9 protein-coding genes and 2 pseudogenes are annotated in these 11,067 nt (G+C 47.2%); 4 read left to right on the forward strand and 7 right to left on the reverse strand.

Annotation, left to right across the window (positions count from 1 at the left end; all coding sequences use genetic code 11):
• Positions 1-15 precede the first annotated feature (15 nt).
• Positions 16-2,441: pseudogene (gene ynfE / locus OQV04_RS14770) on the reverse strand (selenate/tellurate reductase subunit YnfE).
• A 196-nt stretch (positions 2,442-2,637) separates the two neighbouring features.
• Positions 2,638-2,943, reverse strand: coding sequence for a DUF1161 domain-containing protein (locus OQV04_RS14775; RefSeq protein WP_032282063.1), 306 nt, complete (start codon positions 2,941-2,943; stop codon positions 2,638-2,640).
• 107 nt (positions 2,944-3,050) lie between these two features.
• On the opposite strand from OQV04_RS14775, the gene OQV04_RS14780 reads away from it, so the two are divergent.
• On the forward strand, positions 3,051-3,761 hold the full coding sequence (locus OQV04_RS14780; protein ID WP_072129879.1) for a YnfC family lipoprotein: 711 nt from the start codon (positions 3,051-3,053) through the stop codon (positions 3,759-3,761).
• A gap of 2 nt (positions 3,762-3,763) precedes the next feature.
• Here the strand turns inward: OQV04_RS14780 and speG are convergent, their stop codons facing one another.
• Together speG and OQV04_RS14790 are read right to left on the reverse strand one after the other, a co-directional pair.
• Positions 3,764-4,324: a spermidine N1-acetyltransferase gene (gene speG / locus OQV04_RS14785; protein WP_001138584.1), complete on the reverse strand. Its 561-nt coding sequence runs from the start codon at positions 4,322-4,324 to the stop codon at positions 3,764-3,766.
• Positions 4,325-4,358: 34 nt separating this feature from the next.
• Positions 4,359-4,700: a DUF1283 family protein gene (locus OQV04_RS14790; RefSeq protein ID WP_000705197.1), complete on the reverse strand. Its 342-nt coding sequence runs from the start codon at positions 4,698-4,700 to the stop codon at positions 4,359-4,361.
• A gap of 134 nt (positions 4,701-4,834) precedes the next feature.
• Here OQV04_RS14790 and OQV04_RS14795 point away from each other — a divergent pair, with 134 nt between their 5' ends.
• The 3 genes from OQV04_RS14795 (at position 4,835) to OQV04_RS14805 (ending at position 7,612) form a co-directional block, all read left to right on the forward strand.
• A complete protein-coding gene (locus OQV04_RS14795) occupies positions 4,835-5,161 on the forward strand; it encodes a YnfA family protein (protein WP_001295395.1) in 327 nt (108 codons plus the stop codon).
• A gap of 205 nt (positions 5,162-5,366) precedes the next feature.
• A complete protein-coding gene (gene rspA, locus OQV04_RS14800) occupies positions 5,367-6,581 on the forward strand; it encodes a starvation-sensing protein RspA (protein WP_001295394.1) in 1,215 nt (404 codons plus the stop codon).
• 11 nt (positions 6,582-6,592) lie between these two features.
• The gene (locus OQV04_RS14805) at positions 6,593-7,612 is read left to right on the forward strand and encodes a Zn-dependent oxidoreductase (protein ID WP_032282061.1); all 1,020 of its coding nucleotides are present in this window, start codon (positions 6,593-6,595) and stop codon (positions 7,610-7,612) included.
• Between the two features lie 187 nt (positions 7,613-7,799).
• Here the strand turns inward: OQV04_RS14805 and OQV04_RS14810 are convergent.
• From OQV04_RS14810 to OQV04_RS14820, 3 genes and pseudogenes are all read right to left on the reverse strand, one after another.
• A pseudogene (locus OQV04_RS14810) lies at positions 7,800-9,080 on the reverse strand (tyrosine-type recombinase/integrase).
• A gap of 34 nt (positions 9,081-9,114) precedes the next feature.
• Positions 9,115-9,366 (reverse strand): excisionase family protein, encoded by a 252-nt coding sequence (locus OQV04_RS14815; RefSeq protein ID WP_000005552.1) that lies wholly within the window; start codon positions 9,364-9,366, stop codon positions 9,115-9,117.
• 72 nt (positions 9,367-9,438) lie between these two features.
• A partial coding sequence (locus OQV04_RS14820; protein ID WP_196613742.1) for an exonuclease occupies positions 9,439-11,067 on the reverse strand: 1,629 nt, incomplete at its 5' end.

An 11,067-nucleotide genomic window follows, 5' to 3' on the forward strand; every position in this document is an offset into this window, starting at 1 on the left:
TATGGTTGTAGTGGGTTATATTTTTTCGATCTCGACCAGATTCGTATGCTGCGGGTTTCCCTTCGCCAGTGGTGAAGGGCGCAGAGTGGTTAGCGTATTCACACAGCCTCCATGGTCGATTTTATCGCCAGACATATTGGCCTCGTGCCAGGCTCCCTGGCCCATAGCGCTAACTCCAGGGAGAATACGTGGTGTCACTTTGGCTGGTAGCCGAACTTCGCCACGATGGTTAAACACCCGCACCATATCGCCGTTGGCAATCCCACGTTTCTGCGCATCTATAGGGTTGATCCACACCTCCTGACGGCAGGCAGCCTTCAGGAGATCAATATTGCCGTAGGTCGAGTGAGTACGGGATTTGTAATGGAAACCAAACAGTTGCAGTGGAAAGGTACTACGTTCAGGGGAGTCCCAGCCTTCAAAGGTTGAGGCATAAACTGGCAGTGGGCTTATCACTTCATCTTTTTCCAGTTCCCAGGTACGGGCAATTTCCGCCAGCTTGCTGGAATAAATTTCAATCTTACCGGAAGGTGTTTTAAGTGGATTTGCCTCGGGGTCGTCACGAAATGCTTTGTAGGCGACAAAATGACCATTGGGATCTTTACGCTTATAGATACCCATTTTTTCAGTTCGTCGTAAGACGGTAACGCCGGATCTTTGGCAAGCATTTTGGCGTACAGATGTTGTAACCATTGTTCCTGCGTGCGACCTTCAGTGAACTTTTGATAGACGTCAGGTCCAAGACGTTTCGCGACCTCACTCAGGATCCAGTAAATCGGTTTACGTTCGAATTTTTCGCTGGTGACTGGCTGGAGGAAAATGAGATATCCCATGTTACCGGCGTAGTCGTTAGGAATAATATCTTCCTGCTCAACGGTCATCAGGTCTGGCAGCAGAATGTCGGCATATTTTGCCGATGAGGTCATAAAGTTTTCGATGACCACAATCATTTCGCATTTCGATTCGTCCTGCAGAATTTCATGCGTTTTGTTGATGTCAGAATGCTGATTAACCAGGGTATTTCCCGCGTAGTTCCAGATGAACTTAATGGGCACATCCAGTTTATCTTTGCCCCGGACACCGTCGCGGATTGCCGTCATTTGTGGGCCATGATCGATAGCATCTGTCCAGCTGAAGCAGGAAATTGACGTTTTGACCGGATTATCCAGCACCGGCAGGCGCTCTATGGTAATGGTATAGGTCGATTCACGCGCGCCACTATTTCCGCCGCTGATGCCGACATTGCCCGTCAGAATAGGCAACATAGCAATAGCGCGTGCGGTCAGCTCGCCGTTTGCCTGGCGTTGCGGCCCCCAGCCCTGGCAGATATAAGCGGGTTTTGCTGTGCCAATTTCACGCGCCAGTTTGATGATACGGTCCACCGGGATACCGGTAATTTGCGAAGCCCACTGCGGCGTTTTCGCTGTTTTATCGTCACCTTCACCAAGAATATAGGCTTTATAGTGACCATTTTTGGGTGCATCTGCGGGTAAGGTTTTTTCGTCATAGCCGACGCAGTATTTATCGAGAAAAGGTTGATCAACGAGATTTTCGTTAATCAATACCCAGGCAATACCCGCAACCAGCGCGGCATCGGTGCCCGGGCGAATAGGAAGCCATTCGTCTTCACGACCGGCAGCCGTATCGGTATATCGCGGATCGATAACAATCATTTTTGCGTTCGATTTTTCGCGGGCTTTTTCAAGAAGATAAGTGATGCCACCGCCGCTCATGCGGGTTTCTGCCGGGTTGTTACCAAACATCACGACCAGCTTGCTGTTTTCAATATCCGTGGTGCTGTTGCCATCATTACTGCCGTAGGTGTAGGGCATGGCACAGGAAATTTGCGCAGTGCTGTAGGAGCCATACTGGTTGAGTGAACCGCCGTAGCAGTTCATCAGGCGTTTGACCGCCGAGGCTGATGGCGAAGAGCGGGTCATATTGCCGCCAACGATCCCCGAAGAGTACTGAATATATACAGCCTCATTGCCATATTGTTCGACGGTTTTCTTCAGGCTACTGGCGATAGTATCCAGGGCTTCATCCCAGCTAATCCGTTCGAATTTGCCTTCGCCGCGTTTGCCCACGCGTTTCATTGGGTAATTCAAGCGATCGGGATGATTAATACGCCGGCGGATGGAGCGACCGCGCAAACAGGCGCGTACCTGATGGTTGCCGTACTCATCGCTGCCGGTATTGTCAGTTTCCACCCAGGTCACTTCATTATCTTTAACATGTAGACGAAGTGCACAGCGGCTACCACAGTTGACAGAACAGGCACCCCAGACCACTTTTTCGCGGGCCTGTTGTACCGCTGCTGCTGCACTGTGCAGGGTAAACGGTAAAGAAAAACCGCCTGCAGCCAGCGCCAGAGAACCTATCGCGGTAGATTTAACGAGTGTTCTGCGGCTGATGCCCACCATTTGTTCATTTTTGGACATAACTCACTCCCTGTTCTTTATCGTTATATAAAAGTTTATATATTGAATATTTAGCGCGCTAACAATAGAGGGGTCTACCCATTTTGGGTTAAGAATTATTAATCCATATCAATAGAAGGGTATGAGTAATAAGGTGGGTTATGTTATATGTTCAAATCGCCGGATGCGTCGTATCCGGCGTTCAGTCGATAATGTATTACTGCAGTTCGGCAGGCGCGCCATCCTGGGTAGACTGCGCGGGAGCAGAGACGTTACCGCTGGTGGTGCGGGTGTAGAGAATTTTATGCGTATCATTAGCACAATGCCCGACGACCTGGGAATCAGGCTGATCAACCTGGTCATTGGGTGCAATACTTAACGTGAAGCTGCTTTCGGGTACGCCATTATTGATAATGCGCTGTGATATATCGCTCTGTATGCGCTCACAGGATCCCGGCGCGGCGAGTACCGCGGGTGAGGCGAGGGCGAGCAGAAGCGCGGCACAGCAGGTTGAGAGTTTCATCATAAGCTCCTTACGCGAAGATAACTTCTTTAAGCATAGCATTTAACGTGTAAAGTACTGTATTTGCTACTATGATTGAGAATCATCTCTACTCTCTGGTGACTGATGTGAAATACAAATTACTGCCATGCTTACTCGCGATATTACTCACAGGATGTGACCGCACAGAGGTAACACTTTCATTTACTCCTGAGATGGCCAGTTTCTCTAATGAATTCGATTTTGATCCGCTGCGTGGTCCGGTAAAAGATTTCACTCAGACATTAATGGATGAGCAAGGTGAAGTGACGAAACGTGTTTCGGGGACTTTGTCGGAAGAAGGCTGTTTTGATTCACTCGAATTACTGGATCTGGAAAATAATACCGTGGTCGCTCTGGTACTGGACGCCAATTATTACCGTGATGCCGAGACGCTGGAGAAGAGAGTACGTTTACAGGGAAAATGCCAGCTAGCAGAATTACCTTCTGCCGGGGTGAGTTGGGAAACCGATGATAATGGCTTCGTGATTAAAGCCAGCAGCAAACAGATGCAGATGGAATATCGCTATGATGATCAGGGGTATCCGCTGGGTAAAACCACGAAAAGTAACGACAAAACATTATCTGTCAGCGCCACGCCATCAACGGATCCGATCAAAAAATTAGATTACACAGCGGTTACTTTACTGAACAATCAACGGGTTGGTAATGTAAAACAGAGCTGTGAATATGACAGTCACGCCAATCCAGTGGACTGTCAGCTGATCATTGTTGATGAAGGAGTAAAACCCGCCGTCGAACGGGTTTACACCATCAAAAATACGATCGATTATTATTAATGCTATTGTGCGGTCGGCTTCAGGAGAGTCTGACCCGGTGTTTTGTGCTCTGCCAGATACTGATGCTGGAATATACACATGCGAATAGCATTACGATATTGACCATTAATAAAGAACTCATGCATCAATTCACCTTCAACCGTAAAGCCAAGCTTGCGGTAAATGTGAATCGCTTTTTCATTCTCTTTATCGACGATCAGATACAGCTTATAGAGATTGAGAACGGTGAAGCCATAGTCCATTGCTAATTTGGCGGCACGGGTTGCCAGACCTTTCCCCTGATACTCCGGGGAGATAATTATCTGAAATTCTGCGCGGCGATGTACATGGTTAATTTCCACCAACTCCACCAGACCGGCTTTTTCGCCGTCACATTCCACCACAAAGCGTCGTTCGCTCTGATCGTGAATATGCTTATCATACAGATCAGAGAGTTCAACAAAGGCTTCGTAGGGTTCCTCAAACCAGTAACGCATCACACTGGCGTTATTGTCGAGTTGATGTACATAGCGTAAATCTTCACGCTCCAGCGGGCGTAGCTTAACACTGTGGGCGCTTGGCATAACGTGTCCTTACATTCCTTAAATCAATAACAGGTTAGGGGGTAATAACGCGGCCAGTTCGACGGTCCAGGCAGCGCAAAGTATTTGGCTCCCAGTAGGCATTGATGTTGGCGCTTTGCTCACATTTATCGCGGTTATCAAAAGCGGCGTCGGCTTTATCCCACTCTTTTTCAGTGCGTTTATTCACTTTCTGGCGCAGATTGCGCGTGTCATTCCATTGCTCTTTTTCCATAGCGGCGTGCTGGCGGCTTTGTGCACTGTCGCCAGACTCAATCACCAGTTTGTTAGTTTCGGCATGAACAGTTGTGCTCAATGCCAGTGCGCAAGGCAGCAGAAAAGCGAGCAGGCCGATTCGTTTGCTGAGAGTGATTTTCATAATTCATTCCCTGTATGAATGATTAAAGGTGATTCTACACCATCCACTGCGGACGCAAAACGTACCAGGAGGGTGTTTATATTGATGATATTATGTCGCCCTATAACTATACATGATGTCAATAAGAGACAAAGATGATTAAAACAACGTTACTATTTTTTGCTACTGCGCTGTGTGAAATTATTGGATGCTTTCTGCCCTGGTTGTGGTTAAAACGAAACGCCAGTATCTGGCTGTTGCTTCCGGCGGGGATTTCACTGGCGCTGTTTGTCTGGTTGTTAACGTTGCATCCTGCGGCGAGTGGGCGTGTTTACGCGGCTTATGGTGGCGTTTATGTCTGCACGGCGTTGATGTGGCTGCGCGTTGTGGATGGCGTGAAACTGAGTCTTTATGACTGGACGGGGGCGTTGATTGCGCTTTGCGGCATGTTGATCATTGTTGCCGGCTGGGGGCGCACGTAAGGACATAAATCTATTTTATCAATAAGATACGAGGAAGCGTCAGCTGATAAAAGGTACTCTATTTCATCTTTTGTCAACCATTCATGGCGAAAATATACGCCTTTTTTTGTGATCACTCCGGCTTTTTTTGATCCTCATACTTGTATGGTAGTAGCTCAGTTGCGTAGATTTCATGCATCACGACAAGCGATGCAAGGAATCGAACATGAAGATCGTAAAGGCTGAAGTTTTTGTTACCTGTCCGGGGCGTAATTTCGTCACATTAAAAATCACCACTGAGGACGGTATTACGGGCCTTGGGGATGCCACCCTCAATGGACGTGAGCTTTCCGTGGCCTCTTATTTGCAGGATCACCTTTGTCCGCAGCTTATTGGTCGCGATGCGCACCGTATCGAAGATATCTGGCAGTTTTTCTATAAAGGTGCTTACTGGCGTCGCGGTCCGGTTACGATGTCGGCTATTTCAGCGGTTGATATGGCGCTGTGGGATATTAAAGCCAAAGCTGCCAACATGCCGCTTTACCAGTTACTCGGCGGCGCGTCTCGTGAAGGGGTGATGGTTTATTGCCATACCACCGGTCACAGTATTGATGAAGCTCTGGATGATTATGCCCGTCATCAGGAGCTGGGATTCAAAGCCATCCGCGTGCAGTGCGGAATCCCTGGTATGAAAACCACCTACGGCATGTCGAAAGGTAAAGGTCTGGCTTATGAACCCGCAACCAAAGGACAGTGGCCGGAAGAGCAGCTGTGGTCGACGGAGAAATACCTCGATTTCATGCCGAAATTGTTTGACGCGGTACGTAACAAGTTTGGTTTTAATGAACATTTGCTGCATGACATGCACCATCGCTTAACGCCTATTGAAGCGGCGCGCTTTGGTAAAAGCATTGAAGATTATCGCATGTTCTGGATGGAAGACCCGACGCCTGCGGAAAACCAGGAATGCTTCCGTCTCATTCGCCAACATACCGTCACACCCATCGCAGTGGGTGAAGTCTTCAACAGCATCTGGGACTGCAAACAACTGATTGAAGAGCAACTCATCGATTATATCCGCACCACGCTGACCCATGCAGGCGGAATTACCGGTATGCGCCGGATTGCCGATTTTGCTTCGCTGTATCAGGTACGTACTGGCTCACACGGTCCTTCCGATTTGTCACCAGTCTGCATGGCTGCAGCGCTGCACTTTGATCTGTGGGTCCCCAATTTCGGTGTCCAGGAATACATGGGTTATTCCGAACAAATGCTCGAAGTCTTCCCGCACAACTGGACTTTCGATAACGGCTATATGCATCCGGGAGACAAACCGGGTCTTGGCATCGAATTCGATGAAAAGCTGGCGGCGAAATATCCCTATGAACCTGCTTATCTACCAGTCGCACGTCTGGAAGATGGCACGCTGTGGAACTGGTAAGGAGTAAGATAATGAAAAGCATATTAATTGAAAAACCGAATCAACTGGCGATTGTCGAACGTGAAATACCCACCCCGTCAGCGGGTGAAGTACGAGTAAAAGTGAAACTTGCCGGAATTTGTGGTTCAGATAGCCATATTTATCGTGGGCATAATCCTTTTGCGAAATATCCGCGCGTCATTGGACATGAATTCTTTGGCGTCATTGATGTGGTGGGTGAAGGTGTGGAAAGCGCCAGAGTCGGTGAACGTGTTGCTGTCGATCCGGTGGTCAGCTGTGGTCATTGCTATCCGTGCTCTATAGGTAAGCCGAACGTTTGTACGACACTCGCTGTATTAGGTGTGCACGCTGACGGTGGTTTCAGTGAATATGCTGTGGTTCCGGCAAAAAATGCGTGGAAAATTCCTGAAGCAGTGGCCGATCAATATGCGGTGATGATCGAACCTTTTACCATTGCGGCTAACGTAACCGGTCATGGTCAACCGACTGAAAATGATACCGTTCTGGTTTACGGTGCCGGTCCAATCGGCCTGACGATCGTTCAGGTATTAAAAGGCGTCTATAACGTTAAAAATGTGATTGTTGCCGATCGCATTGATGAACGACTGGAAAAAGCGAAAGAGAGCGGGGCTGACTGGGTGATTAATAACAGCCAGACACCGCTTGGCGAGATTTTCGCTGAAAAAGGCATAAAGCCGACATTAATTATTGATGCGGCTTGTCATCCTTCTATCCTGAAAGAGGCCGTAACGCTGGCTTCTCCAGCGGCACGTATTGTATTGATGGGCTTCTCCAGTGAACCTTCTGAAGTGATTCAGCAAGGAATTACCGGAAAAGAACTATCTATTTTCTCTTCACGCTTAAATGCAAATAAATTTCCGGTCGTTATCGACTGGTTAAGTAAAGGGTTAATTAAACCAGAAAAATTAATTACCCATACGTTTGATTTCCAGCATGTTGCTGATGCCATTAGTTTATTTGAACAGGATCAAAAACATTGCTGCAAAGTCTTACTCACTTTTTCTGAATAATACCAATAACGGCGAGTAAGTAGTACGCATCTTACCTCTTTTTTAGAGATAACCATTATGACAATAGAAAAACACGAAAGAAGCACTAAGGATTTGGTGAAAGCAGCAGTATCGGGATGGCTGGGCACTGCGCTTGAATTTATGGATTTCAAGAGTCATACGTGTCAACTATTTGATAAATATTAAATTAATTTTTCATTGCTTCGTTATGGGGCATGGTTGGGGCAAACTCGCTTAACTGTGTATTTAACAAAGCTACCTGTGCATTATTGTTTTCAGACATCCATTTTCCGTATACCTGAAATACCATTTGCGCATCTGCATGGCCCATCTGGTTTGCTATAAATGCCGGGTTAGCACCAACTGTCAGCGACCAGCAGGCATAAGTATGTCTCGACTGATATGATTTTCAATGGCGGAGTCCGGCACGTTTTATCGCTGCGTCCCACATCTGCCTTATTGAGTCAACGGTAAAATGGTCACCATAATTTTTTACTCTCGCTGACACTTCAGGTTGAAAAACAAAGGTGCATTTATGTTTTTCTGTTCTGCCATACTCTCTGAGGTGAACATCAATGATATGCTCTTTGCTCAGTCTCGTTAATGTCATCTGACTCCGGAGAGCGTCGATTGCTGGCTTAATAAGATGAATGACCCGATTGGTTCCCGCCTGTGTTTTTGGTACCGTGAAACGGTCTTTTGCTAAATTTCTCCTGATCATCATTGTTCCATTTTTCAGATCTATGTCCTCCCATCCAAGTGCACACAGCTCACCAGGGCGAACGCCAGTATAAACAGAAACACACCATAAATTTTTGGCTTGCTGATTTCTGCACGCATCGATAAGACGGATGAATTCCTCCCGCGAAAGAGGATCCGGAATGGTTCTTGATTCCTTTAATGGCGAGATCCCCTTAAACGGGTTATCTGCCAGGTAACCGTTATCAACACCAAAATGGAACACGGCGTTAAGATTTGTCATGTAATTATTTACAGTTACAGCCGATCTCCCTGGTTGTGTAACAATATAGTTACTTTTGGGGATCTGGTATCCAGTCAGTAGCTCTTTACGAACCTCCAGTAATTTTTCTTTATTAATCGATGAGGCAAGATTTTTTTCACCGATTATGCTCAGGATATTTTTGATGACGGCACGGTATGTGTTGAGTGATGTTTTTGCGACTTCAGTTTCTTTCAGTGCCAGAAATTTTTCAGCCAGTTCTTTTATGGTTAAATCTTGTCGGGTCTCACCAAATTTTTCCAGATTGCGTGAGGAGGGAAACTGTTTTGCATAGTCGAAAACACCAGTTTTTATTGCGTAACAAACAGAGGCGCGTAGCTCACCTGCAACGCGCCTGTTTTTTGCTGTGTCAGGAACCCCCAGGTTTTCCCTGACTCTTACGCCTTTATAAACAAACCAGATACGTAATTTCCCTCCATGGTTTTCCACGCCTGTCGGATATTTCATTTCAACTTCTCTCATTAGTTAGTGTGGCTTTTAGTCAAGTAAGATGACGTCTTGGTCTTGCTGATGCCTGGCGCTCAATCCAGCGATCAATTTCTTCCAGGTTGTAAAAGCATGGACTGTTATCCCATGGCATACCGTCATGAGCGACATGCTTATATTCCCTTCCTTCCATAAACGATTTTTCCCGGGCCTTTTTTAACGTACCTTTTTTTATTCCTTTCAGCGCAATTAACTGCTCTTCGGATACCCATTTGCCGGGAGAGACAATCATGATTACTTCGCTCATCGATTTCTTTATCTCTTACATCAGACGAGCGCCGGTTGCAGAATACCAGTCACAACCGGCGACAGTTGAACATTAAGAATCAGCCTGACTCGGGATCAGTTTTTGCCAGATAACTGAAACGTATTTTGCCTGGTAACGGGCGTCATCAAGTGCATTATGGCGCTCACCTTCGAATGGAATAGCCGTTCTGGCATCGAAGTCTATGGCTTTCCCCAGCTCAACAATTGTGCGTACATCGCGATCGTTGTAGTAACGCCACGGGCAGGGGATCCCCTGCCGTTCGTATGAACGGCGCAAAATCGTGTTGTCGAAGTTGGCTCCATTTCCCCAGACCTGAACAAAAAATTCACCGGAGTTTTCGTCGATAAATTCCCGCAATTGTAACAGTGCATCATCTAACGGGATTTCATCGGTCATAATGGCAGATTGCGCTTCGCGTGATTGCTTAAGCCACCATTTAATGGTGTCCCGATCAATGACTCCGCCAGCAGTTTCCAGATCGATAGTCTTACTAAATTCCGGTCCCATATCTCCGGTTTGCGGATCGAAAAATATTGCACTTATTGAGATGATCGGGGCATCAGGATTTTTTCCCATGGTTTCAAGGTCGATCATTAGATGGTCACACGTCCTGCTGGTGGATGTGATTTCGTGATGACCGTTCACCTTAATTGAGTGATCTGCCGTCTCGCCAGTTTCATTATCGCTATTGTGATGCTGATTGCCGCCAGTGTTCTCCTTGTGTGGATGTTCAGCGCCTTCCATTTCCTCCGGATCATCTTCCTGAACTTCAACCTGATACTCCTCATCGAATGTTTCCTGGTATGTTGCGTCGCCCATCACCGCGCCACAATCAGGGCAGTTGCCGCCGCCGGTCTGACCGCAGGCGGTGCAGACTTTTTCCACTTCCTGTTGCGCCACTGGTTCAGGCTGTTTCGTTTCTGGCTCGTTTTGTAACGCATTTGGGCTGTTTTGTTCCGCTTTTTGGTAGTTCCGTTCCGATTCATGCTGGTTCTGGTTCACAGAATCGCGGGTCTGGATCCCCTTAACCCATTTCGGATCATTCGGGTCACTAATCCCTTCAACAAATTCACCACGTGATGCAGCAAGCAACTTATCGGCGTCAGGCTGGCTGATATTGGCTGCCTGCATAATTTTGTTTACTTCGTCAGCGGTAACTTTTATCGGCTCTGGTTGTTCTGAATCTTCAGCGGTATCTACATTTTGCGGTAAGCCCGTGTATGTGCCATTTTTTCGGGCAAAATATTCTTCTTTTGTGATTTCAGTGGCGCCAGCAGCCAGTGCCTTATCCAGACCAGAAAGTTTGTTTGCGCGACCGTATTTTTCTCCGTCCTTATCTGCGAAGAGGAAATAGAACGGCCCCTCACGCTCTACAGATGGTTCAGCTTCCGGCGCGGTTTCATTTTTTGGGATATCAGATACCTCAGTTTCCACTGCATCAGTTTGTGTTTCTGATGACTGGAGAACATCAACAGTGCCCAGGTCTGTTTCTTCATTCTCAAACACGCCCTTTGTCGTCAGGTATTCGCAGATATATTTGTTCAGTGCTACGGGATCTTTGTGAATGTCGATCGGACGCTCACGGACAAGGCCAAAAATAGTTTGGCGGTCGTAGCGAAGGGCATCAGGCTGTTTGCGCATTGATGCCGAGATACGCTTCCAGTCTTCGCGGTCGTTGTC

Origin of the sequence: Escherichia sp. Lx600-2 (assembly GCF_036662595.1) — a bacterium.
GTDB lineage: Bacteria > Pseudomonadota > Gammaproteobacteria > Enterobacterales > Enterobacteriaceae > Escherichia > Escherichia coli.